General features: G+C 66.0%; 24 protein-coding genes. 16 read left to right on the top strand and 8 right to left on the bottom strand.

The window, feature by feature from the left end; genetic code table 11:
* The first annotated feature begins 9 nt into the window (after positions 1-9).
* Genes K9D12_RS09095 through K9D12_RS09080 form a run of 4 tightly spaced genes read left to right on the top strand, consistent with a single transcriptional unit; the run spans position 10 to position 7,237 of the window.
* Positions 10-2,511 (top strand): ATP-binding protein, encoded by a 2,502-nt coding sequence (locus K9D12_RS09095; protein WP_223060045.1) that lies wholly within the window; start codon positions 10-12, stop codon positions 2,509-2,511.
* A 1-nt stretch (position 2,512) separates the two neighbouring features.
* Positions 2,513-4,861 carry a hypothetical protein gene (locus K9D12_RS09090; protein WP_223060044.1) on the top strand — a complete coding sequence of 783 codons (2,349 nt, stop codon included), beginning with the start codon at positions 2,513-2,515 and terminating at the stop codon, positions 4,859-4,861.
* Positions 4,854-5,522 (top strand): hypothetical protein, encoded by a 669-nt coding sequence (locus tag K9D12_RS09085; RefSeq protein WP_223060043.1) that lies wholly within the window; start codon positions 4,854-4,856, stop codon positions 5,520-5,522. The genes K9D12_RS09090 and K9D12_RS09085 overlap by 8 nt, the downstream gene beginning before the upstream one ends.
* Positions 5,519-7,237 carry an NlpC/P60 family protein gene (locus K9D12_RS09080; RefSeq protein ID WP_223060042.1) on the top strand — a complete coding sequence of 573 codons (1,719 nt, stop codon included), beginning with the start codon at positions 5,519-5,521 and terminating at the stop codon, positions 7,235-7,237. The genes K9D12_RS09085 and K9D12_RS09080 overlap by 4 nt, the downstream gene beginning before the upstream one ends.
* Positions 7,238-7,255: 18 nt before the next feature.
* Here the strand turns inward: K9D12_RS09080 and K9D12_RS09075 are convergent, their stop codons facing one another.
* On the bottom strand, positions 7,256-7,501 hold the full coding sequence (locus K9D12_RS09075) for a hypothetical protein (protein WP_223060041.1): 246 nt from the start codon (positions 7,499-7,501) through the stop codon (positions 7,256-7,258).
* 778 nt (positions 7,502-8,279) lie between these two features.
* Here K9D12_RS09075 and K9D12_RS14915 point away from each other — a divergent pair.
* The 5 genes from K9D12_RS14915 (at position 8,280) to K9D12_RS09050 (ending at position 12,823) form a co-directional block, all read left to right on the top strand.
* On the top strand, positions 8,280-10,802 hold the full coding sequence (locus tag K9D12_RS14915) for a DNA translocase FtsK (RefSeq protein WP_370633485.1): 2,523 nt from the start codon (positions 8,280-8,282) through the stop codon (positions 10,800-10,802).
* A 105-nt stretch (positions 10,803-10,907) separates the two neighbouring features.
* On the top strand, positions 10,908-11,123 hold the full coding sequence (locus K9D12_RS09065) for a WhiB family transcriptional regulator (RefSeq protein WP_223060040.1): 216 nt from the start codon (positions 10,908-10,910) through the stop codon (positions 11,121-11,123).
* Positions 11,120-11,458, top strand: coding sequence for a hypothetical protein (locus K9D12_RS09060; RefSeq protein ID WP_223060039.1), 339 nt, complete (start codon positions 11,120-11,122; stop codon positions 11,456-11,458). The genes K9D12_RS09065 and K9D12_RS09060 overlap by 4 nt, the downstream gene beginning before the upstream one ends.
* 13 nt (positions 11,459-11,471) lie before the next feature.
* The gene (locus K9D12_RS09055) at positions 11,472-12,131 is read left to right on the top strand and encodes an HNH endonuclease family protein (protein WP_223060038.1); all 660 of its coding nucleotides are present in this window, start codon (positions 11,472-11,474) and stop codon (positions 12,129-12,131) included.
* Positions 12,132-12,181: 50 nt separating this feature from the next.
* Positions 12,182-12,823 (top strand): hypothetical protein, encoded by a 642-nt coding sequence (locus K9D12_RS09050; protein WP_223060037.1) that lies wholly within the window; start codon positions 12,182-12,184, stop codon positions 12,821-12,823.
* Positions 12,824-13,039: 216 nt separating this feature from the next.
* Here K9D12_RS09050 and K9D12_RS09045 read toward each other — a convergent pair whose 3' ends face one another.
* The 3 genes from K9D12_RS09045 to K9D12_RS09035 all read right to left on the bottom strand — a co-directional run bounded on the left by K9D12_RS09045 (position 13,040) and on the right by K9D12_RS09035 (position 15,945).
* Positions 13,040-13,846 carry a DUF4236 domain-containing protein gene (locus tag K9D12_RS09045; RefSeq protein WP_370633486.1) on the bottom strand — a complete coding sequence of 269 codons (807 nt, stop codon included), beginning with the start codon at positions 13,844-13,846 and terminating at the stop codon, positions 13,040-13,042.
* An 882-nt stretch (positions 13,847-14,728) separates the two neighbouring features.
* On the bottom strand, positions 14,729-15,160 hold the full coding sequence (locus K9D12_RS09040; protein WP_223060035.1) for a helicase associated domain-containing protein: 432 nt from the start codon (positions 15,158-15,160) through the stop codon (positions 14,729-14,731).
* A 38-nt stretch (positions 15,161-15,198) separates the two neighbouring features.
* A complete protein-coding gene (locus K9D12_RS09035; protein ID WP_223060034.1) occupies positions 15,199-15,945 on the bottom strand; it encodes a hypothetical protein in 747 nt (248 codons plus the stop codon).
* Positions 15,946-16,374: 429 nt separating this feature from the next.
* Here K9D12_RS09035 and K9D12_RS09030 point away from each other — a divergent pair, with 429 nt between their 5' ends.
* From K9D12_RS09030 to K9D12_RS09020, 3 genes are all read left to right on the top strand, one after another.
* A complete protein-coding gene (locus tag K9D12_RS09030) occupies positions 16,375-17,031 on the top strand; it encodes a hypothetical protein (RefSeq protein ID WP_223060033.1) in 657 nt (218 codons plus the stop codon).
* A gap of 12 nt (positions 17,032-17,043) precedes the next feature.
* Positions 17,044-17,514 carry a hypothetical protein gene (locus K9D12_RS09025; RefSeq protein WP_223060032.1) on the top strand — a complete coding sequence of 157 codons (471 nt, stop codon included), beginning with the start codon at positions 17,044-17,046 and terminating at the stop codon, positions 17,512-17,514.
* A 98-nt stretch (positions 17,515-17,612) separates the two neighbouring features.
* Positions 17,613-18,053, top strand: coding sequence for a hypothetical protein (locus tag K9D12_RS09020; RefSeq protein WP_223060031.1), 441 nt, complete (start codon positions 17,613-17,615; stop codon positions 18,051-18,053).
* A gap of 464 nt (positions 18,054-18,517) precedes the next feature.
* On the opposite strand, the gene K9D12_RS09015 is transcribed toward K9D12_RS09020, so the two are convergent.
* On the bottom strand, positions 18,518-18,844 hold the full coding sequence (locus tag K9D12_RS09015; RefSeq protein WP_223060030.1) for an Lsr2 family protein: 327 nt from the start codon (positions 18,842-18,844) through the stop codon (positions 18,518-18,520).
* A gap of 164 nt (positions 18,845-19,008) precedes the next feature.
* Between K9D12_RS09015 and K9D12_RS09010 the strand changes: the two genes are divergently transcribed.
* The 4 genes from K9D12_RS09010 to K9D12_RS08995 all read left to right on the top strand — a co-directional run bounded on the left by K9D12_RS09010 (position 19,009) and on the right by K9D12_RS08995 (position 21,187).
* Entirely contained in the window at positions 19,009-19,218 is a 210-nt protein-coding gene (locus tag K9D12_RS09010) for a hypothetical protein (RefSeq protein WP_223060029.1), read from the top strand.
* Complete coding sequence (locus tag K9D12_RS09005) at positions 19,215-19,751, top strand: DNA-binding transcriptional regulator (RefSeq protein WP_223060028.1); 537 nt, start codon at positions 19,215-19,217, stop codon at positions 19,749-19,751. Before K9D12_RS09010 ends, K9D12_RS09005 begins: the two co-directional genes overlap by 4 nt.
* The gene (locus tag K9D12_RS09000) at positions 19,748-20,521 is read left to right on the top strand and encodes a type I-E CRISPR-associated protein Cas5/CasD (RefSeq protein WP_223060027.1); all 774 of its coding nucleotides are present in this window, start codon (positions 19,748-19,750) and stop codon (positions 20,519-20,521) included. Before K9D12_RS09005 ends, K9D12_RS09000 begins: the two co-directional genes overlap by 4 nt.
* A gap of 117 nt (positions 20,522-20,638) precedes the next feature.
* The gene (locus K9D12_RS08995; protein WP_223060026.1) at positions 20,639-21,187 is read left to right on the top strand and encodes a hypothetical protein; all 549 of its coding nucleotides are present in this window, start codon (positions 20,639-20,641) and stop codon (positions 21,185-21,187) included.
* A gap of 233 nt (positions 21,188-21,420) precedes the next feature.
* Here the strand turns inward: K9D12_RS08995 and K9D12_RS08990 are convergent, their stop codons facing one another.
* The 3 genes from K9D12_RS08990 to K9D12_RS08980 form a co-directional block, all read right to left on the bottom strand.
* Positions 21,421-21,603 (bottom strand): hypothetical protein, encoded by a 183-nt coding sequence (locus K9D12_RS08990; RefSeq protein WP_223060025.1) that lies wholly within the window; start codon positions 21,601-21,603, stop codon positions 21,421-21,423.
* Between the two features lie 125 nt (positions 21,604-21,728).
* Positions 21,729-22,433, bottom strand: coding sequence for a helicase associated domain-containing protein (locus tag K9D12_RS08985; protein WP_223060024.1), 705 nt, complete (start codon positions 22,431-22,433; stop codon positions 21,729-21,731).
* Positions 22,434-22,550: 117 nt separating this feature from the next.
* A complete protein-coding gene (locus K9D12_RS08980; RefSeq protein WP_223060023.1) occupies positions 22,551-23,795 on the bottom strand; it encodes an AAA family ATPase in 1,245 nt (414 codons plus the stop codon).
* Positions 23,796-23,859: the final 64 nt, after the last annotated feature.

Below are 23,859 nucleotides of genomic sequence, written 5' to 3'. Positions count from 1 at the left end.
GTCACCGACATGAGCGAGAACCTGACGTGGACCCGGTCGGGCACGGTGTGGGCCACGTTCCGCATCCAAGGCTTGGCCTACGGCCGGCGGCCGCAGAAGGACAAGGTTGCGGTCAAGAACCTGCATCGTGCGCTGATCCGCGCGTTCAAGGGTGAGGCGCTGCTGTCGGGGATGAGCGTGAGCTTGGACCCGGCGGAGGTCGTCAACGCCCAGATCGCTGGGGTGAACCTCGAGATGTGCCCGATGTGGGCTGAGGAGGCGCTGGAGAACCTCACCCGCCTCGACGAACTGCCGCTGGGGCAGCGCGTGTTCTATGTTTCAGTCCCGCTGGCCAACCCGGGCCGTTCAGCGTGGACGGGCCCGGGCCGCGCCGCGTTGTCGCGAGTGCAGGACGCGGTGGGTCTGCCCCGTACTCGCCCAAGCGACCTGGACATCGAGATGCGCCGGCAGCAGTCGCAGCGCATCAAGGAAGCCATCCCGGCGATGTTCGATCCGCAGGAGATCAGCGTGGCTGAGCAGGTGTGGATGTTCAGTCGTCACCAGTCGCGGGGTCTGCTGTCGTTCATGCCCGAGCGTGAGGTCGAGCTCGCGGAACTGGTGACGACGTCGGGAGTGTGCCTGCCGGAACCGATCCTCGATGAGGGGTGCGTCAGCGAGCTGGACTCTCGTCGTGCGTACAACCCTCTCAAGCGGCGTGTGATGAAGGTGACGAACGTCAACGCCACCGACCTGGACGATTCGCCGCCCTCGTATCAGGCGATGCTCGTGATGAGTTCGACGCCGGTGGCTGGGGTGGTTTTTCCCGGCTCGGAGTTGCTCGACCGTATCGATGGTCTCGGCCCGGAGGTCGACTGGGCGATCCGGGTGAAGATCAACAGCCGTGATGCGGTGATGAAGGCCAACCGCAAAGCGGTGCGCGAACTCAACGATCAGTATCAGCAGCGTGACAACGAAGCGACGCTGGGTTCGCACGATCTCGATGCGGCCGCGGACCTGCTGCGCGAGTACGAGCAGATCTTCGCTTCCGACCGTCTCGAGGTCGAGGTCGCACACACCATCATCCTCGCCGTCGGCGCCGACAGCTTCGAGGCTGCTGACACGCAGGCAGCCCAGGTGCAGCGGTTGCTCAACGCCGACGACTTCGAGTTCCAGCGCCCGATCGGGGATCAGGAGAGCTTGTGGTGGGCGATGCACCCCGGTGTGGCCGCAGGCCCGATCGTGCAGGCTTACGCGCACCCGACGACCTCGGACAAGTTCGCGATGCTCGTGCCGTTCACCACCACGCGTCTGGGCGGTTCGAAGGGGCCCGTCGCGGCGCTGAACACGACCAACCAGCGCCTCAGCATCGTGCACATCGACCCGGCGGGATATCCCGAGCTGGACAAGTCCGGTGCGGTCGTCGCAGTCGGTGAACTCGGATCGGGCAAGTCGTTCTTCCTCAAGACGATGAGTGCGCACCTGGTCAGCTGCGGCGCGAACCTGTTCGTCATCGACAAGGACGCCGGGGGAGAGTGGGCGCGTTTCGCGCAAGCGCTCGTCCCGGACGCGGTCATCGTCAGCAGCGAGGATCCCCAGTGGTCGATGGACCCGCTGCGGATCCTGCCCGACGTCCACGATGCCGCCAGCGTCGCGCACGCGTTCTTCACGACCTTGTTGAACGTCTCGCCCCGGGAGACTGACGGCGTCACGCTCGGCCAAGTCCTCGACGCGGAGTACCTCGAGCAGCATGAGCTCGACTCCTCCGAAGCACTCATGCGCTACCTCGAGACCGAGTGTGACCTCGAAGGCGCCAAGGACCTGGGCGCCCAGATGCGCAACTACGCACGCACCGCCCTCGGCCGGCTCGTGTTCGACGCGTCATTGCCACCGGTGCCCCACGACGCCGATGCGGTGGTGTGGCGCACCCACACGATGGACCAGCCCACCGCCGAAGAGATCAAGCACGCGCACCTGTTTCGCACCCTGAGTCTGACCAAGGTCTTCGGGCGCGCCTACTACCGGCTGCTGACCAGCACCGCCCGACGCTGGTGCTTCGCCGACCTATCCCGCGCCAGCGCGTTCGTCACCGACGAGGCCTACGACATCAACATGAACCCGGACAACGCCCTCGACCTGGAGCACTTCGTGCGCCAGGGGCGACGTCCCAAGGCGATCTTGCTGACCGGCTCCCACGACCCTGAGCGCGACTTCGGTAACGAGACCACCCGCAAGCTCATCCCGACCCGCATCGTGATGCGCCACACCGACGAGGACCTGGCCCGCGCGAGCGTCCGCTTCCTCGGCGTGCCCGAGGACGATCCGATGTTCGAGCAGCTGGTCGAGATCCTGCGCACCGACACCAGCCCCGTCGACGGCGACAGCAGCGGGGGAGTGCACCCCGATCGACGCGGCGAATGCTTCATCCGAGACGCGTTCGGCACCATCGGCGACGCGCGCATCCTCGGCCCGGCTCAACCGCACCTGGCTGCGGCCGTCACCTCGACCCCACCGAAGTCGAAGACGGTGATCTGAGATGCGTCCCGATCGTCAGATCCGCGCTGACCTGCTGCGGTTGAAGCGGGCACTGTGGGCCCTGCAGTACCGCGCGATCGGAGCTGCTGCCCGGTGGCGTCGTCGGGCGATGGCTTTCGCTGCCTTCGTGCTCGTGCCCATCATCGACGCCCCCGTCGCCGTCGCAGCCGGCGGAACCGGCAGCGTCTGGCTGTCCTGGATCGGACTGAAGGACAAGCACGGACTGAAGATCGACCAGTACCAGCTGTCGGTCAGCCAAGGTGGCGTGACCGACGTCGACACGCTCGGCGGCGCCCAGATCATCGGCTACTTCTGGGACTTCTACCGGCTGGGTATCGGCGTGTGCATCCAGATGATCGATTGGGTTCTCGGGTTCGAGTTCCTCGACATGCTGCGCGGCCCAGCGGCGAGCTTCGCCACGGTCATGGACGACCTCGTCACCACGATCGGGCTCATCCCGGTCCTGGGCACGATCGGTGTCGTCATGTCAATGGGACTGATGCTGAAGGGGCGCGAAGGGGCCGGGCTCGCGGAGATGGCCACGACCGTGGTGATCGCAGGTCTCGCGGGAACCGCGCTAGCCAACCCCGTCGAGCGCATCGCCGGCGACAACGGTGTCATCGCCGTGTCGCAGGACCTCGGCGCTGGAATCACCGCCAAATTGCTCGAAGACGGCGGCGGGCAAAAGGGCGGCACGGCCGGTGACGACCCCCACAAGGTCGTGCAGGACTCGGTCTCCTCACAGCTGATCGACGGCTTCGTGCGCAAACCCCAGCAGCTGCTCAACTTCGGCACCGCCATCGACGGCAAGGACGTCAGCGCCAAGTGCAAGAAGTCTTACGACGACTGGTTGCACGGCCACGGGATCTCCGGGATCAAGGACAACTGTGGCGACAAGGTCAAAGACACGATCGAGCACCCACAAAATAGCGTCGTCGGCGCGGTCGTCGTCGGCCCCGCCGTGGCGTTCCTCGGCGGCTGGGCGATCGTGCTGCTACTCATCACGATCCTCATGACAGCGCTGGCGATCTATGAGGCGGCCGTGTTCGGTCTGAAGCTGCTCAAGGCGATCTTGCCGGGCAGTAACCGCTCGGGGCTGTTCGAAGGGATCGGTACTGTCTTCCTGGCGATGGCCATGCTCATCGCCTCAGTAGTGGCCCTGGGCGTGTACGCCCTGGTCATCTCAGGCCTGTTCACGAACGCGAGCTCGGCTGGCATCGTCAAGACGTTCCTCATGGTCGACGCCTTGAGCGTCGCGTTCCTAGTCATGCTGATCTGGCAGGTCGCGAAGGTCCGCAAGAACGGCCGCAAAGCGGGCAAGAAGGCGGCCGGTGCGATGTCGCCGCGGCAGCTGTCGCATGCAAGCAGTGGCCGCAACGTCGGCACCCACGCGGTGCGTGCAGCCCGAACCGGCGTGGCAGCGATGCGGACCCGCAAGATGGTCAACACTCTCGCGACCGTTGGGACCGCAGCCGCAACCGGTGGTGTGGGAGCGGCAGCCGCCAAGGCAGGCATGATGTCGCGCGGCATGAGCGTGGCAAGCAAGGGAGCCAACGTCCTCGGCAAGAGCGCCCAGGGGGCTGCTCGAGGCGCCCGCGCGGCGACGAAGTACACCGTTGGTGCGCCGGTATCAGTGCCGCGCGCGGTCAGCAGCATGAAGGAATCCACCGGGGCCCGGAAGGAAGCCTTCACGCAGCACCGTGAACAGCTGGTTGACCAGATCCGGTCCACGGCAGAGCGGGGGCGCGTGCAGATGCGCGATCGCCGCCGCGCGATCGCCGATTACCGCGACGAGTACGTCGACAATCTCAAGTCCGGCGGCCGCGCGATCAATCGTGAAGCACGGACGATGGGCACCTATCTCAGGTCCGGTCCTAAGGAGGCCGTCCGTCGACGAGAGGAACTCACCCCTCAACCCGCGCCACGCTCCACGGAACCGACGTGGGTCAACGGTCGCAAGGTGGTCGGCTCGACGCCCATCACCCCCGAACAACGCGCTGAGCAGATCCAGGCGGAAAAGCGCGCACGAGCTGCTGAAGCCGACGCGATGCGTCGCGCTCGAGACGCGCAGCAGCGCCCTGCCGCGCGCCGCTGGAACGAGATGCCGGCGAATGCCCGCTCGCGGAGGGTCGTCCACACCCCCACAGCGACGTCGGCGCCCTCGGCTCCTACCAAGTCAGTCTCGCGCCCCTCGGCCCCTGCAGCTGACGCGCCCGGGGCCCCACGGCCCCGGGCGCAGGAGCCGACGTCGCGCAACGGACGAGACAGCGCGTCAGCGCAACGGTTGAAGAAGGAACTGTCCAAGCCGCAGGCGGCTCGCATCTCGGGTCGAGGTGGTCGTGTTGCTTAAGAAGCTCCTGGCGCTCCTCATCATCGTCGTCGTGGCTACTCTGGCATGGCGCGGTTCACATGCCGATTCGCAGTCAACGACGACCCCGCGGATCGCGCCGTCAGCGCAATCGGTGGCACCGCCGAGCGGCACAGCTACGGAATCCGGCCCAGCGCCGGCGACCTCGGGTGCGTCGAACGACGCGATGCGCAGCACCGACCCGAGCTCGCCCGTGACGTCGGTTCAAGGCCCACCCCCGCCCAGTGACAACGGCGCGGACAAGGGATCGCAACCCATCTTTACTGATCAGCCGCCCTCATGGCCGCGCTCGAGCAACGAGAAGCAGCAGCAGCTGTGGAAGCAGGCCGCGGCGTGCGCGGAGGGGTTCATGAAGGCGGCTGCCGACGGCCGACGCATCAGCGAACAGCAGTGGTGGTCGCGGGTGAAGCCGTTCTTGAGTGATCAGGCCCAGAAGTCGTGGCAGGGATACGGCTCGAGAGTGCCGTTTTCGAAAGTGAGCGGTGGGGGAGTGCCCATGCCACTGGACGGCACCCCAGCCAGCGAGGACCTACCGGTGTGGGTCAAGACCGACACCGGCGTGTGGATCGTGCACACCGCCACCGGTCCGGACGGAACCAAGGTCGTCACCGTTGTCTCAGCCGATGAAGGCGGGCAGCGATGAAGAAGGGCCTATGGATCGTGGCGGGCCTAGCCGCCCTCACGACACCGGTCGTGCTCGTGATGGTGTTCGTCATGTTCCTCACCACGGTGGCCGGCGCTGGCTATGAGCAGCAACGCGCACAGCAATGCATCGTCGGAGGACAAGACGGGGCATGGAATGGCAGTGTCCCGGCCATCGCCGGCCCGGTGCGCTGGCCGGTGACCGGCCGATGGACACCGACCAGCGAGTTCGGGATGCGCGTCAATCCAGGCGCGAAGGAGTACGGCAAGTACAAGATGCACAACGGGCTCGACATGGCGATGAGCGCTCCCGGCCCAGTGGTCGCTGTCAAGGATGGCGTGATCAAGCGGATCCTCGTCGACGGCCTCGGCGGCAACCAGGTGTACATCGATATCGGCGGCTCCACGATCGTGGGCTACAGCCACCTGCGTGATCGGCCCACCTTCAAGCCTGGTGATCGGGTCACCGCGGGGCAGACGGTCGGGATCGAGGGTGCGACGGGCAACGTGAGCGGCCCGCACCTTCACTTCAGCGTCCAGCAGGGCGAGGGCAACTTCATCAACGCGCGCACCTGGCTGGACGCGCAAGGACTCAAGGTTCCCGCGTTGAACCAGTGGGCGAGTGCCCCAGGCTCCGGTGTCGCCGCAGGTACGAGCGGTGCTCACGCCACGAACGTGACGTCATCCTCGAGTAGCTCCGCATCGTCGAGTGCCGATGGAATCTCGTCGGCCAACCTGCCCATGCCTGGAACGAACCGGTCGGCGTCGACGTCGAGCAACCCGAAGCCGATTCCGATCCCGGCGAACTGGAAGCGGGCCTACGACGCGGCCGCTGCAAAGTACGGTCTGCCGTGGACTCTGCTCGCAGGGATCGGGGCCGAGGAGACTCGTCAGGGGCAGATGGTGCGCACCTCGAGCGCTGGCGCGCAGGGGCCAACTCAGTTCATGCCGGCGACGTTCGCGGCCGAAGGCGTCGACGGAAACGGCGATGGCAAGAAGGACATCCAGAACGTCGACGATGCGATCCACTCCACCGCGGCGAAGCTCGTTCGTGACGGCGCGAAGCAGGGCCCGGGCGGTGTGCGCAAAGCGATCTACGCGTACAACCACGCCGAGTGGTACGTCAACGACGTGCTGTATTGGGCGCAGGTCTACGGGGGCGGCAGCGTTCCCATCAGCGGCGAAGCCTTGCCTGGGCAGGGGTGCGCCGATCAGGGCATGACCCTTCCCACGGTCGGCGGTGACCTTCCCCCGGTCCCCGCTGACGGTGGGAACTCCTCTCTCATCGTGCAAGCCGCTCGCAGCGCGCTTGGGACCCCCTACGCGTGGGGTGGCGGCACGATTCATGGCCCGAGCATGGGCACCGGCATCGGCGCCGGTGTTGTGGGGTACGACTGCAGTGGCTTGACCTTGTGGGCCGTCTACCGCGGCACTGGCATCCAGCTGCCTCACAAGGCCGACGAGATCGCCTTCACCTCGAAGGGGCAGGTCATCCCGGACAAGTCGAAGCTGCAGCCCGGTGATGTCATTGCCTTCAGCGAAGAAGGGTCTGGCCGGCGGGGCTCGTTCGGGCACATCGGCATCTACCTCGGGGGCAACCAGATGATCCATGCTCCCGTTCAGGGGCAGAACGTGAAGGTCGCTGACATCTCCACCCCGTACTGGTCCTCGATGCGCTGGTCGATTCACCGATTCGCACCAGCTCGCGCAGCCTGAGGGTTGTGCCGGGAGGTCTTAGTCCTCGACGGGACCCTCAACGGTGAACTCGAGATCACCGTAGGCGTAGACCCACGTCGTCATCGTCGAGTTCCACGCGGCTTCGCCGAGAAGGCTGCTGGCCTCGCGACGTCGTGGTGGGAGGGTGCCTTCGCACTGTGCCGTGATGAAATCGCGGGCTGCATCCCAGGTGGGAAACGAGCGTGTCGTTTCCCAGGTCTCGCCGTGGCGACTTTGACGGACCGTGATGTCTTCTTTGTTCATTGGAGAACCTCCATGGGGAGAGATGTTTTCTTCGTACACATTTATTATCGGCCGATTCATCTCACTTCGAAATGCAGCCTGGAGTGCGTTCTTGAAGTCAGTGTGCCAGCGCGCTGTGGGGGTGTGGCTGGCTCGCCGACGAGGGTGCTCACGGGGGTCTGTGAGCACCCTCGGTTGCTGTGGTGGGGGAGGTGGAGACGCTTGCACCCAGGCGAGCACCACGCGAGCGAAACCGCGTGTGAGGAAGCGTGCGGGTCGGCGCAGCGGCCTGCGAAGACTCCCTGGGAGGTACGTGCGAGCAGCCACTCTCGTCGATAGAAAGGGGAGGTTACGGTGTCCTGCTTCGCAAGCTACGCAGCCACCGTACCGCCACCGTCTAGCGTTACGAGCAAAGGGACATACCGCTTAAACGTTCGCGGCGAACTCGGCGAGCAGCACGCTGAAGTCCCCGCGAGCACTCCGCGAGCACCCAACGCGAGAACTCCTCGCGCACACCCAACGCGAGCGGGTACGCGATCTCGTGCGCGACAGATTGCGTCTGGACCTGCCCAGCTGGCCCAGCTGTCCGATTCTGGATGCGAGGTGGGCTTTCACGGAGTGAAAATCGAGCAGTCTCGTCACAGGAGTGATGGTTATGAAGCCGTCCGCGGCCCCGAGTACGCCGCCGCTGGGAAGGGTCCCCGTCGCGCGCAATGCCCCCGTCATTGAACCGGTATCTGGGTGGCAAACATTTGTGGGCCCCCCGGGTGCGCTCGGCGCCGCGGGAGTCGCTCTCCTGGTGTTCGCTTCGAGTAGCCCGTGGCCGTGGCGCACCGCCGCTGCAGCCTGCGCCGTGATCGTGGCGTCGTGGCTGTGGTGGCTGATCAGTGTGCGGGACGAGCGCCGCTCGCGGCTGGTGGACCTGTTGCGCGAGCGACTGCTGGCGGTGACGGGCCCGAGCGAGCTGCGCGTGCGCCGGTGGGTGGGCACCGACGCGTTCGGGAAGGTGCGGGTGCGCTACTCGCGTGGTGCGCACTCGACGCATCCGAACTTCGCTGCGAGTGTGCTGGAGGTCGTCGAAGGAGTGATTGGTTGCGACTACGAAGTGACCAAGCATTCGCCGAAGCGGTGCGAGATCGTGCTCGAGCTCGACATGTCCCCTCCGCCGCTGCCGGAAGCGGACGAGCGCAGCGAGAATCAGAAGCGCGGCGAGGTGCTGTTGGCTCAGCTGATTCCCGGCACGACGATCGCCAAGGTCGACTTTGACGCCGACGGTGAGGTGAACGCGTTCGAAGGGTCGTTCTCTTCGGAGGTCGGCGTGAAGATCGCAGCGTCCGGATACCAGCGCAAGATCGAGAACAGCTTCAACGGGATGATGCCCGGGCGCTGGCGGGCGCACTGGGACATGGTCAACGACGCCTACCGTGTGGAGATCCGCCCCTCGCTGCCGGACATGATGCCGTTGCAGGATGTGCGCTTCTGCAACGATCCGGTCGCCTCGTACAAGGGCGTCGAGATCCGGGTCGCACTCGATGAGGATGGGGAAGTCACGGTGTGGCGTCCCGAGGTCGACCCCCATCACATGCTCATCGGTGCCACGGGTACCGGTAAGACGAACACGATTCGCACCCAGATCTTCCAAGCCGCGGCGTTGAGCTGGGCAGTGTGGATCATCGACGGTAAGGGCACCGAGTTCCTGGGCTTGCGCACGTGGCCGAACGTGCAGATCGTCGCCAACCGCATCGCTGATCAGGTCGCGGTGCTCTACCGCGCCCATCAGCTGATGGAGACCAGGTACGAGCAGATCGAGACGGGCGAAGCGGCTCGCGTCGACTTCGAGCCGCTCCTTGTCGTGATCGATGAGTGGGCCGACGTGCGTGCCGCCTTGATCAGTTGGTACGCACGCACCAAACCCAAGGGCGCCCCGACGAAACCGCCGGTGCTCGACCTGCTCGGCTCGCTGCTGCGCAAAGGCCGCACCGCCCGCGTGCACGTCGTGCTCGGCCTGCAGCGCCCCGATGCCGAATACTTCGGTGGGGACATGCGAGACAACGTGCGCCAGCGCACGTCGATGGGCCGCCTGAGCGTCGAAGGTGCTCGGATGATGTGGGAGTCTCCCGCGATCGGTGTGAGTCTGCCGCGCGGTAAGCGTGGTCGAGCCACCAGCGTCAACCGTGCCGGCAAACCGGTCGAGGTGCTCACCTACTTCACCCCGGATCCCTACGAGGAACTGGCGGCGGAAGAAGAGGCGATTTTGGTCGCGCTGCGTCCGTCGCAGGTCACCCATGAGCGTTATGTCATCGTCCCGCCCGATGTCGACGATGACGGGGCGGACATCGATTACTACGACTACCTCGAGGCGCGTTGGGCGCTGGCCGCAGATCACCCCGAACTCGACCCCGTCGCGCTCAGCGAACGCGCTGACCGCTCCCGCGGACGCGAGGTCTCCTCGGCATCTGCCGTGCTCGGCCTGGACGCCGCAGCCCCCGCCCGTTCGACCTGGCGCGAAACTCTGAGCAGCACGCTCGACGACGACGGCGAGGAGGAGCAGTCACAACTTCCGCAGGACGGCGACGCCAGCACCGGCCTCGGTGGCGATGATGATGACGATCTGCTCGTGCAGGCCGCTGAGCTCGTCATCACGGCCCAGTTCGGCTCGACGTCCATGCTGCAGCGCAAACTGCGCATCGGGTTCGCCAAGGCCGCGCGCCTCATGGAGGAGCTCGAGCAGCACGAGATCGTGGGTCCATCCACGGGCTCCAAGGCGCGCCAAGTGCTCGTCGACGTCGACAGCTGCGAACAGGCGCTGACCCGGCTGCCCGGCAGCGACGTGGCCGGGGAGGCTGCCGTAGCGCAGCCCACCATCGACGACGACGAGCGCAACGACAATGAGGGCAGCGACCCGCAGCCGGCCCCCGCGGCCGGGGGGATGCAGGTCATCGAGGGCAACGGTGCCGGTCTCGAGCGGGACGTGTCCTGGCTTGAAGACGACACGTCGAAGTCGCAGCGGCACCTGCGCGTGGTCGGCGCCAGCGAGACCAGCACCGCCGTCTCCACACCGGAGCCTGCTGAGCCCGAGACGGCGGAGGAAGTCGACGGGTACGCCGACACCGACTCCTTCACCCCCCTCGAGATCCAACCCGGCTGGCTCGTCCTCGAAGACCCTGAGCTCGAGCACTGGGTGACGGTCGAAGACGTCGGGGAGGACCTGCTCGATCCCAACGCTGTGGCCATCAGTTGGCGCGACGACGAGGACGATTCCGGCATCTTTGTCGTCGACCACGACGACACCGTGCTCGCCCGTCCACCCATGGAGGAGTGAGCACGTGCGAGCGGCGTCGGAAGTTTCTTTCGACGCCGTGTCCGATTCCTGACCTCTAAGGGGCTTTTCAGTTGGTGTCACACCCCTGAGAGGAAAGGAAATGTCATGGACGAGTTGCCGTGCCAGGAGATCGACCCTGAGCTGTTCTTCTCCACCGCCTTGCATGACCGCGTCGTCGCGGTGAACGCGTGCCGCCGCTGCCCGAAGCAGGAGGTGTGCCTGCAGACCGGGATGCAGACCCGCTCGTCGGGGATCTGGGGCGGGCAGGTCCTCGCCGACGGGCGCCTGAAGGTCCGCGAGTCTCGGGCGGTGGCGGCATGAGTTCCAACAACAACGGCAACCTGTTCGGCGCCCGTGACGACTTCGAAGAGCTGCTGACCATCAAGGTGCTCATCCTCGGCGCGATCATGATCGGCCCGGCGCTGCTGCTGACCCTGGGCAAGAGCGCCCGTGAGAAGGCCTTGCAGTACCACCTCGTCGTCCCCGAACGTGACGCCCTGGTCAGCATCCCCACCTCGGGGGTCGGCTTCGACCTCTCCCGTCTGGCGGCGGTGCTGTTCTTACTCGTGGCCCTGATCTTCCTCGCCGTCCACGCCGACCGTAAGCGCCGCCGCCGCAAGGCCCTCGCCGAGGCGCTGGCGCGAGGCCTGAGCTGAAAGCGGCCGAGAGATGAGAACCGATCGGTTCCGTCGCGTCGCGGGTGCCGGCGTCGTCGTGAGCGTGGGCCTGGTCTCCGGGTGCGCCACCGTCTCGGCCACTCTGGAACGTCCCGCGGCGTCATCCTCCGCGCAGTCAGCCCAGCGCGGCCCGTACGTTCGTGCCGCGTACGGGCCGCGCTGGGCTGACGTCGATCACAACGGGTGCAAGACACGTGACGACGTGCTCTACCGCGAAATGCTCACGAACCGCGCTCACCGCGTGGTGATCAAGCGGCGCTGTCAGCACGACGTGGTCAGCGGCTCATGGCGCGACCCGTACACCGGGAAGCTGCTCACCGCTGACCTCGCCCGTGACCCGAAGGCGGTGCAGATCGATCACGTCGTTTCCCTCAAGGAAAGTTGGGTCTCGGGTGCGTGGCGCTGGTCGCCGGCCAAGCGCCTCGCCTTCGCCAACGATCCGGCCAATCTGCACGCTGTCGAGGGGCGCCTCAACCAGTCCAAGGGCGAAGACGACGCCTCCACTTGGAAACCAGCGCCCGCCTACTGGTGCCGCAACGCGCGCGAGATTCTCGCGATCAAGACGCGCTACCAGCTCAGTATCGACCCGGCCGAGCAGCGTGCCCTCAACCGCATGCTCGCCACCTGCCCGGATGGAAGGACAACCCCATGAATGCCACCACGCCCGTACCCGACGAACCGATGGCTCACGACCGAATGGTCGTGGTCGACGCCGCGACCCTGGCCCGTATCGCTGACAACGGGTGGGATCGTGACGTCACCGAGCGTTGCATCGTGCTGAGCAATCACCCTGAGCGTCTGCGCCGGGGTATCGCTGCGGTACAGGCGTTCAGGCAGGACCTGCGCAATCCGTCCCTGCTAACCGGCCGAGAAACGATCACCTTTCTCGTGGCTGCGGTCGGGCTTCTTCTGCTCATCTTTCGGGGGACGCACTCCTGGGTCGGGCTGACGGTGTTCATGGTCTGCTCCGTGGCGCTTATCGGCTCGACGAGGCAGATCATGATGATGCGCCTTCGTCGTTTACACGAAGGGTTGGAGTGCGCGCTGTTTGAGGTCCGTCGAGATCTGTCCTGGGTACCCAAGAGTGACCTCGAGAACCTGTTGCACGCCACCGCGAGCAGCAGTCACTGGTGGATGAGCGATGAGTCCGTCACCGCGTTCCTCGAGCAGCCTTCTCCTGAGCGCGACGCGTGGGTGAGCGCCTACCACGACGTCGTCTACGAAGGCGGCGGCTTGGTCCTCAGCCCACGTCATCACGGAGGCGCTCGACCGGAACAGCTGCAGGAGTATCGGCTGCGGCGTGGGATCGTTGACCAACTCATCAGCGCCTCGGCCCGCGCGTGACCGGAGGGGTGTCATGACCTCGCTCGTCACCCTGCTCGAGACGCCGAGTCGCACCGCTCCAGTCGTCATCGCCTCGCCTCGTGACGACGACAACCTCGTCTTCTCGGCAGTGGGAGCGCGTTGAGATCGTCGTCGTTCCCCTCTTCGTTCTGTGTCATGCTGCGGCCGTCGACCGCGCATCTGGGATGGAGCGGGTGTGCGCCTACCCAACGACGCTCAATCAGCCCCCAGCGCCGTCAGCATTCCTGCCAGCTCTTCCCACGGCTGGGCTGCCTGAGCCGTCTTGAAGTGAAGTTCGCGCACTTGCCCGGGTGTCGCAACCCGCACCATTCCGTTCGTCATGCGTCCCGGTGCTTTGTGCTCTGCCCACCCGACCTGATCGGACGTCAGCGTGAGCGTCTCCCCATTCTTGATCCCGAGCGCCAACGCCGACGCTCGGCCTGTCGGGGTGATCTGCAGCGTGGCACCATCGAATTGAACGTGCACTCCCTGACCCTCCATCAGCGGAAGTGGCCCTGGCTCGACCATCGGCAGCCCGCCCGGCGAGGGGGCCAACGTTGCTCGCGCCGCGGCGCGGCGCTCCTGCCACGCCGCGTCTCGCTCAACTCGTCGACGTTCAATCGAGTCAGCGCGCTCCTGCCACGATTCCGCACGTTCGTTCAGGCGATCCGTGGCCGCTTCTAAACGGTCCGCCGTACGCGCCGCGGCCGCGCTGATTCCTACCGCGCCAGTGGTCAATGCGTCGCCGGCCTGGTGCGCCAACTCGGCGCGCTGCTCGCGGCGCCTAGCCTTACGCTCGATCCTGTCTGCCGCCTCTGCCGTGGTGCGATTCTCGCGCTCGGCCTTTGTCTCGCCGCCCACGCGCTTCGTATCGGTGAAGCCCCCGCCGCTGAGCGTGCGGGTCACGGTTCCATCGGCGCGCCGTGTCATACGGATCGGACCGGCGCCCACGCTCGTGCTGACGCCCTTATTGCTGGCGGTGAAGCGAACGCCGCCCACCTTGAAGCTCTTGCGATACGACACCAAGACGTCACTCTCCTAATCGAATCGATTCCGAGAGCCCCGATCCGCCCCCGCAACGCAGGAAATGGCTCCCAGAACTCAAACCGTGAAGGGATCGTCTCACGACATCTGCGGGTGCGAGAGTCGCGGTTCCACGCGCAAGTCGGCACCTTCAGACTTGCCACGAAGCGTGCGCAAGCGTGGGCAAACCTGGGCAAACCTGGGCAAAGCGGCCACCGTTGGCTACCCTGGGGGTAGCTCGACGGTGTCCCCAGGATGCCTAGAGAAGTAGGAAGGCCCGCCCGGAGTTGCAGCTCCGAACGGGCCCCGCTGGTAGGCGTTAGCCCATCAGCATGTCGAGAAGCCGCTTCACGATCCAAGCGACGGCTCCTCGCACGACGCCGTGACCGATATCGGTAGCAAGGGGCTGAACCTCATGGTTCGGCCCCTTCGCCGTGTCACGACGACGCTGTGCGGTAGAAGGATTCTCCACCGTACTCACCTCCAATCCCCCGCTGAGATTCGCGCGTAAACCGTGCACGAGCGGGTCATCGAGGACCGAGGGGGAAGAGGCTCACTTAGAGTATCGGCCGATTCTCGACTAACGGGTGGGTGACCGCACAGCTCGACGACGCGTTCTCCTCGAGCGGATAGAGCGCAGCGAGCTCATCCCGACGCACAGAAGCAGCGCAAGCAACCGTATGGAGGGCTTCAGCAGCGACCCTGGCGATTACGGTGAAGCAACTCATGGCAGGCAGGTCGTTGGAGGTGGCCAGGGGCACCCAAACTCTCATCGGGGGCATATTCACGAGCTGACCAGACGTATCCCCTCGAACTCGTCCGGTTCGCTCGCAACGACGGCATGCACATCCGTTGAGGTGGCGAGGCGGGGCGACCGGTTGGCTACGGCAGGACGTCCGGCAGGGTCTTTCTGATCTGTCGTTCCTTGTCCTCGGGCAGGGTGCCCCGCCGGTAGGCGGCGCGTTGGTTCTTGACCCAGTTGGCTTCCCGTGGCGGCAGTTTCGCGGCGCTGAAGGGCGCCTCGCCGGTGTCGCTGGCTCGGATGCTTTCGGCTACCGACGTGAGCATCTGCTCGAAGGTTGCTTGTCGCGGGGTCCAGGTCCATCCGGGGATCTCTTCGAGGGCTGCGATGCGCTCGGGTGGAAGAGTGCCACGGCGGTAGCGCTGACGTTCGGCTCGGGCCCGCTCGCCGAGAGGGTAGCCCGCTTGCGTGACGGCGTTCTGCGGCACGGCCGGTGCGCCGCCGTCCTCAAGCCACTTCGTGACGGCGGCGAGGAAGGTGCGGAACTCGTCGTCGCTGCTGGGTTGTGCCATGGTGCCCACGATGATGCCGCATGGCTGGGGTTGGAGTCTCATAAGGCCCGCAGGCTCCGTCCAGACTTCAGGCGCTCGAGCAGCTCCACGGTGGCGTCCTCGAGCTCGCCGAGCGGGTCCAAGGTGGCGTGCAGGTGGGCGCGCACCTGCTCGAGCCGCCCGGGCTGCGCGGAGTGTGCTGCGCTGATGAGGGCGTGGCGCCACAGCGCTTCATTGTTCGGCTCCACCTGGAGGCCTTTGGCGACGGCCAGAGCGAGGGTGCGGTGGTCGGCTTGCTGGTGGCTGCGGCCGGCCAGTTCGAGGGCGATGTCGCCGATGGTGGTGATCATCTGCTGCCGGTCGACTTCGGCCCACCGGTAGCGCACGGGGTTGACGCCGCTGAGTGGCTGACCGGTGACGAGGTCCAGGGCTGCTGTCAGAGCGGGGGTGGGGCTCTCGCGCACGGGGTGGGTGAGCAGCTGCTGCAGCTGCTGCCAGTCGGAGGAGACCTCGTGCAACCGGTAGCCGTCTTGGGCGATGAAGGCGACGTGGGGGCGCCCGTCGGTGGTGGTGCCGAGCCAGGAGCGCGCGCTGTTCATCGGGACGTTGCGTGCGGCGGCGGTGACCCGCTTGCCCGGCCAGAGGGCTTCGTCGAGCAGCTGGCTGTTGTGCCACGGGTGTAGGTGCAAGAAGGCGACCAGCTCGAGAGCGCGTTCAGGTGCGCGAGGGCGAGCTCCCGCGGCGCCGTCGATGCGTACGGGCCCGAGCAGACGCAGCGTCAGGGACATCTCTTCACCTCCCTTCATGCGGATAAGTTATCACACGACGGTTTGGGTCGCGCTGTCCGATTCCGCGCGGGTTTCGGGCTTTCCGTAGGGGAATCACCTTTGAAGGGAGGCGAAGCTATGTGTCGGCCGGGGACGCGTCACTGCAGCGACGACCGGGAGTGTCACAACGCGCGCCGGCGTCATAACCGCCTCCTCAAGCGCGCCATCGTGGACTGGGCCTCCTCGCAAGATGACGTCGACGGCGACGTCGTGAGGTCACTCGAGCAGGGACCGCCGGCGGAGGCGAAACGCTGGATCGTGGCTCAGGGGCTCGAGGAACGCCTGCTGACGCACGAGCGCGTCCAGGACACCGATCGGTGGGCGGACGTCGACCTCATCGAGCAGTTGGCCGCGATCAATCGCGTCTCTCGCCCGGTCCACTCGCGGACGCTGGTCTTGGACGCACCCGTGCTCGCCGCCGATGAGGTCGTCGACGGTGCCGGGAACGAATCGAACCTCAGCGTCGTGGAGTTGGACGGCGGAGCTCGTGCCTTTCATCGGCCCCTTTCTCACCGGGTGAGTTCGTTTCACCGGTTCTTCGGACACGACCTGGCGCACCAGAGCGTGCACGAGGTGGCCGCGTGGAATCTCGCCGCCGGCCTGGGCTGGCCTTACGACATGATCGTCGCGCCGAGCATGCTTCGTGTCGTCGATGGTCGGCTGGGGTCGTTGCAGCTGACCGCCGCGGGGGAGGTTAACCCGCCGATCGAGCGCACCTCGTGGCACGAAGGCGCATTCTTCGACGCCCTCATCGGTCAGCAGGACCGCAACGTCGCCACCGTGCTGCACGACCGCGACCGCGCGGTGACAAGCCTGGTCGACCATGGCCTGGCGTTCGCCCGCCCTGGCGACGCCTGCGCCTCATCGCTGCTGCTGCGCCAGCGTCACTCTGTCGGCAGCGCGCGATTGACCACGAGCGAGCGCGCCTCGTTGCAGCGACTTCTCGACAATAAGCAGCTGCTGGGTGTGCGTGGCTGCCTCGAGGAGACCCGCGTGCAGGCGTTGCGTGATCGCGCTCGGCGCATGCTCGAGCGTGACTGCCTGCCCGGCGTCGGCGAGTTCTGAAAGGGAGCCAGCATGTTCATCCTTGAGATGCGCTACTACGACGTGCACACGGGAGAGTTCGACGTCGGCGCCACGCTGCGCGTCGACGCGACGGGTCGCGCCATGGTCAGCGGCGATCGCACGAAGTTGTTGATGGATCTCGACGCGATCGATGAACGCGGGGAGCGTCATGTGTTCGGTGATGACCCGGTGGCGTGGGGGCGGCACGTCAGCAGCCGGCTACGCAGCGGCCTCGTCAGTGCCGTCATCGTCACGGACCCGAACGCGCCTACGCGTGAACCAGTCCCGATCGACCGAGCTGAGGCCGCCGCCCTCGCGGGCCTCGCCACATCGACGTGGAGCTCGATGGTCTCCAGAAGGAGTGCGCCAGCGCCACTCCCGAATACTAAACCGGCGCGCTGGGACCAGCATGAGGTGCGCTCGTGGGTGAGCGCGCGGCAGCAAGCGAGGGGTTCTGGCACGATTCCTTTGGAGCTGCGATAGAGACCCGTCGGGGGTCAAGAATCGTTACCACCACGAGGTAAGTCCCTCTGAACTAGGCTCGCGTCAGACGCATATTGGATCCCTGTTCGGAGGCTCATATGAGTTTTCATTACAGCGTCGTTCCCGCGATCGCGCAGATTACGTACAGGCAGCGGCCGTTGTCTGCGGACGCTGAAAGTCTCGTCTACTCCGCCGACTTCTGGGGCGCCAGCGTTGGTGTCACAGCGGCGTTTATCTTAGGGCTGGGCATCATGTCGACGGCGCTGATCTATCACATGGAGGACGAAATCCAACGCAGAACTCCAAGGAAAGAAGTCGTGTGGTTCGGCAGTTTCCTCGTGCTCGCTCTGTGTGCTTGTGGCCTTGGATCGGTGTGGATGCTGTGGCGCTCTCTCATCTCGCTTGCCATTGGCGAAAACTCCATTCCTCTGCGCGATGCCATTGGAGTCCTGACGGGCTTGGGTCTGCTTTTCCTCATTACTTTCGTGATGACTGCGGCGACTGCTGTCGCTCGCGTGAAGGATGGGATCGATCTGTAAGGCAGGACGAGGCGGTCAGGTCACTTCGCCCGGCTCGGTGGTGTGGAAAGGGGGGCGGATGTAGGGGTAGGGTGCGCGCCGACTCGCTCGGTGGGAGGTTGTGGTCCTTGCCTCCATCGCCCGATGCGGTGACCAGGTCGCTAGTTCACCAGCTTGAGAGGAGGGGGGCGTTCAATGGCGCGTGTGACTCGTCTTGAACTTGTTGATGGTTCCACCCTTGGGGTCGAGGTCGATGGAACGGTCGATCTTGTGCGACGTGATTCCACAGGCGAGATGACTCTCGGCGTCATGCTCACCCCCAGGGAGGCGCGCCGCCTCGCGTGGGCCCTCATGGCTGCTGCGTCCAGGGCTGAGGCCTCGTGACGACTCCGGCGACCAATTCGTCGGCGTTCACCACGTCAAAGGTTGAACTCATGCGGCGCGGGCGCGCGTGTGACGTTGAGGTACGGGTAGACCGGCCCCCGTTATGACGAGGGGTGAGCTGCGTCGTAGGCGACCAGAACTTTGTCGGGAACGCGTCCGCGATCGCTGACGCTGTAACCGTTCTCGCGCGCCCAGGCGCGGATCTCGTTCAAATCGCCTCGGCGGGCTGGGGTCTTTGTTCGCTGCTTTCTACCGGCGACTCGGCGCGCGGCTCCGACCCAGGGTGAGAACGCGTCGCGTAGCTGCGTGGTGTTCCTCTCGCTCAGGTCGATCTCGTACGCCACGCCGTCGAGACTGAAGTGGATTGTCTCTGTCGCTGCCGTGCCGTCCAGGTCGTCGACGAGGGTGACGGTGACGCGCTGTGCCATGGGTGGCTCCTTCAAGTGCTCGGGTCATTGTTTCAATCCAACAATAAGGTCATTGACGAAGAAGTCGACACGCTCCTCTGAACCTTCCCAATGTCACCAATGGTGACATACAGTGGCGGTATCGGTCAGGGCGCGAGGCCCAGACCAGACCCGAAGGGGAAGTCATGAGCACGGTTACCGCGGCAGATATTCGCACCTACGTCATCGACGCTGCGCTCGATGCGGAGTTCGACTCCGAAACCCTCGACAAGGTGGAGGGCGCCGTGCTTGAGGCGGCGCCGCTGTCGACTTGGGAGCTCGTCAACCTCAACTACGAGTCCTCGGCGCTGAGCACTGACGAGTTCTGGGCGATCGTCGAGAAGGTCACGGCATGAGTGAAACCCCGAGTGGCGAAGATTGCGCGCTCCCTGTCGTGTTCAACCCTTGGCAAGCTCGGGGCGCGCTTCATGAAGAGAGATGGGTGCGGATTCAGTTTGATGAGGTGTGGGATCTGCGACCTTCGGTGACCATGACAGCCGCCGAGTTCCGTGTCGCGCGTGAGCGCCTCAATGTCAGCGGTGAATGGCTCGCCGCGCGTCTTGGTGTCGCGTTGCGCACGGTGCGCCGCTGGGAAGCTGGGGCGAGTCCGCTCAACGCTGGTGTCGAGCGTGAGGTGCTCGCTCTGCTCGATGCGACGGAAGCGTTCGTGCAGAGCGTCGTGCAGACGTTGAGGCAGGAAGGGCCTGACGACTCTCGCACGGGTGGTTGGCAGCTGCTGGTCTTTCTCGATGACGCGACCTACTTCGCGCATCATCCGGACGGGGAGTGGAGCGCGTCCTGGCACCGCGCCGCTATGGGCCGCGTGGCCGAGCAGGTGCCCGAGGTGAGCCTGGAGTGGGCGCCGAGCCACGACACGAGCGCGTCATGAGCGACCATGCCGTCATGCTGTTGCGCCTGGCGGGCGCGCCGACGCAGGCATGGAACACGGCTCGCCACGCTCACACGCCGGGAAGCTCACGCGGCCGGGCCCTGCCCGCTCTGAACGATGTCACCCCACGCAAGTCGAACCTCGTGGGCCTCTTGGGCACGGCTCTGGGCCGGCGCCGGGAGGAGGCTCCCGCGATCGGGCGACGCGCGCACGGCGACGTAGCCGACCTTGAGGCACTGCGCTACGTCGTGCGCGTCGACCTCGAGGGCCGACTGCGCACCGACTTCGCCACCTCGCGCGCGCGCACCACGACGGGCCGCCTCGTGACACGACCGATGAGCGAAGTCGTCGTCGACGACCCGGCCTACCTCGTCGGCGTCAGTGGCGACCGCGACCTCGTCGAAGCGGCCTGGGAAGCTCTCGCCCGCCCCGTCTTTCCGCTGGCCTACGGGCGGCGCGAATACCCCATCGTCCTGCCCGTGCGTGTTCATCTCGACACCAGCGCCGGCGTCGATGTCGTGCAGGTCGTGCGATCTTGGCCGTGGCTTGCGCCGGCCTGGGCGCGCCGCCGCCTGCCCCGTGCCGTGTCGCTGAGGGTGTACGAGACCCAGCACGCCCGCGTGCAGCGCGCAGGACTGCCCGCCTACGCCTCAGGAGCAGGGAACGTAGAACACCCGCCGTGCGAGTTCACCAACCTCGAAGGCAACGTCGATGCCGATCCAATCGATTGGATGCTTGGCCTCGATTGCTACGACATCGAGCGGAATTAATCAGCTCGTGCGTGCGGCAAGGCAGACGCGTCGAAGGAGCAGGGAGCCAAATTAGCCCGGTCTCGGGAGGTGTTCCTCCGGTGAATATGAGTAAGGATTGACGCAGACTCGCAGTTCATGACGTCGACGAGTGGGGAAGAAATACCGAAGAGCAAGGTCAGGAAGAAGAAGAACTCAAGCGCGAAGCGCGGTGTATGGGTTAACCCTGGCTCGAAGGGTCACGCTTCCACTCCGGTGCTTCCTGACGGTGCGCCTGGGGGTACGGCACAGCGTCTGGGGCTGGCGATTGCACCAGAGTCTTTGCTCATCTCCGCCTACCTGGTCCATTGGCAGCACTACATGAAGGGACAGCCCGCCAACTTGTGCATGACGGCTGTCATGACCCTGCAGCGCGCGCTCGAGCGGGTCGGCCTTCCGAGTGAGCCCGTTCCCGTGGTGGCGGAGGTCGATTTCCACGATGGTCGTCCACCGCTTGTCCTGGGCGAAGCCGTCCCCCAGCTACAGGCGGGTCAGTGGTCTGGCCACCTGGCGATGTGGCTGCCGACGATAGGCAGGTTCGTTGATCCCACGATCTATCAGGTGAACCGGGTCAAGCGTGGCCTGCCGATCAATAACGGAATCGCCATGAACACCGGGACGCTACCTGCTGAGCCGTTCGCTACATGAAGGAGGGGAGCGAGATCACGTACACGATCGTGACTGACCCTGCGGGACAAACGTGGCGGCAGGCCGCGCGCACCGCCAGCATGCAGAGGTTCGCCGAGCGGACGCCGTCTACTCTCCACGCCACGCTACGTGAGTGGAGTCAGACCACTGAGGGCAAAGAGATCGTGCAAGGAATCAAGCACCCTGAGATCGTCGCAGCACTGCAGCGCAACGGCTTCATGTAGGCATGAACCTTACTCGGTGCGTCCGCTCTTCTTCTGTTCCTCGTTCTTCTGTTGCTCGGCGATGAGTTCTCGGAGGGCGTCATCGCGTGCTTCCGCCAACCGCCGTCCCTGGGGTGAGTCGACGTCGCCGCCGTTCGCTTTGAAGTCGTCCCACGCCTTGGTTGCCTGATCGTATTTATTCTGCAGATTCATGGCTTCAAGTATGGCGTCTTCGTGCCTTCTGGTGACGGGTCGATCAGATTTTTCCTGGAGGCGTGCAGGGTTGAGGAGCGACAAGCGCGGTCGTCGTGAGCGCTGCCCGGTCTTCGGTTTCCCTCTCACCAGGTCCAGCCGTGCAGCTGTTCGAGGGCGGTGATTTCTTCGGGGGTGAGGGAGTTGTCGCCTTCGGGCCCGCGGCTGCGGTAGTAGAGCACCCGCTTGAGGAGGGCGACGTCGGTGCCGTCCCAGGGGAAGCGGTCTCGGGTGCGGATGTCGCTGATGTCGCGGTGGTGGTTGTCGAGCCAGGCGCTGAGGTCCTGGGCGAAGCGGATGGTGCGCTCTGGTCCGCGCTGGGGGACGTCGGGCACAGCGCCGGGGATGGCGCGCAGGGAGCGTTCTTGGGTGCTGTTGAGGGCGCCGGCTTCGAGGGCTTTGCGCTGGCGCAGTAGCCAGGAGTGCAGGCGGACGGAGTCCTTGCGCAGTTCGCTGAGGCCGTCGTGTTCGTGTGCGTAGGTGGCGAGCTCGTCGCGGGTGGCGGCCCAGCGGGTGGGCAGCTCGTTGCGGTCGCTGGCTTTGGTGGCGCTCCAGGCCCATCCGGGGCGTCGGATGAGTTCGGCTTGCATCTGTCGGGAGAGGAGTCCGTCGTGGTAGCGCCGGCGGATGCCGTGCACGCGCCGGCCGATGGGGTAGAGCTCGTCGCCGAGGGTCATGGTGGCGTGCTGGGGGATGTCGAGGTTGCCGTGCGTTGCGGCCCACTGGTCGAGGGCTCGCAGCAGGGTGGTCTGCGTCTTGGTCAGAGCGTTCGACGTCGTGGTGGGGGTCATGGTTGTCCTCTTTCGTGGTTGCCCTGTCGGCGCTGGCGTGAGGGGAAAGAGGTGGCGGCCTGTCATTTCACCCGGGTTTGTCGGAACACAGGAGGTGGCAGGCCGCCACCGCGGATTCTACGGGATGGCGGCGAGCACGTCGCGCTGGATGCGGGCGGCGTCGGTTGTTGCGGTGGTGAGGAGTTCTTCGGCGTGGGTGGTGGTCAGGATGCTGGCGTGGGCCTGGTGGCGGCTGAGGGCTACGCAGGTGCGGCCGAGGTCGGTGTTGAACGGGGTGACTTCGTGCGCGCCGGTCATGGGGTGGATGACGACGGTGGCGGCGCGTTCGGCTCCCTGCAGGGAGTTGGCGGTTCCGATGAGGACGCCGGGCAGGTCGGACAGGTGGTTGGCGATCTGGGCGGCCTGGGTGACGTGGGAGGTGACGACGGCGACGTCGGTGTCGAGGGTGGGGCGCGTGTCGGTGGCGGTGACGATGCTGGTGTGCAGCAGTTCGCGCACGCGTTCGGCGGCGGCAGCGGCGATGCGCGGGTCGTCTTCGGTGCCGCAGGTGATCGGCTGGCGGCTCAGTTCGTTCAGGGGCTGGCCGTCGTGGGCGTGCAGCGCGATGGGCGGGCGGGCGCTGGTGAACGGCAGGTCGGGGTAGAACGGCGCGATGAGGTCGGCGGTCGCCTGCCCGCAGCGCCAGGTCTGGGTCAGGTGGTGGGTGCTGAGGGTGTCGGGGTAGGCGCGTTCGACGCACACCGGCGCGCTCAGGTGCGGGCCGGTGGCGTGGTGGTTCCAGCGGGTGGTGTCGGCGCGCACGACCGGCGCGATCTGGCCGGGGTCGCCGACGAGGACGACCTGCGCGGCCATGCTGGTGAGGGCGGCGAGGTTGGCGTAGGTGCACTGGTAGGCCTCGTCGACGAGCAGCACGTCGGCGCGGTAGGACTCGGTGCTCGTCCAGATCCACCGCTGGGTGGTGGCGACGAGGACGCCGCCGGAGGTGTGCAGGCCACGCGCTCCGGCGATGAACGGCACGCCGGGGTTGAGCAGGTGCGGGCGGGTGGCCTGGTTGCCGGACAGCAAGGCGATGGGCGCGTCGAGCGCGTGGATGCGGTTGGCGACGTCGTAGGCCTGTACGCGCGTCTGCGCGGCGACCACGACGCGCAGACCGGCGCGTGTGGCCAGCTGGTGGGCCAGCAGCGTGATGAGGCGGGTCTTGCCAGCGCCGGGCGGGGACTTGACGAGGGTGAACGGGTCGCCGCTCCACACGTCGAACAGCACTCGTGCGAGGGTGCGGTCGGCCGTCAGCGGGTTCACCGCGGCAGGCGTGGGGTTCGGGGTGGTTGCGGGGGTTTCCCGCGGGGTGCTGAGCGTGCGCATGATGTCCTCCAGTATTCCGACTGTAACCATTTTAGGGCAACATGCGGGGGTTGTCCAGCGTGGG

Source organism: Dermacoccus sp. Tok2021 (assembly GCF_019895135.1).
In the GTDB taxonomy this organism is placed as follows: Bacteria; Actinomycetota; Actinomycetes; order Actinomycetales; family Dermatophilaceae; genus Dermacoccus; species Dermacoccus abyssi.
Note: the sequence above shows the minus strand (reverse complement) of the source record. Positions and strands in the feature narration are given on the sequence as shown.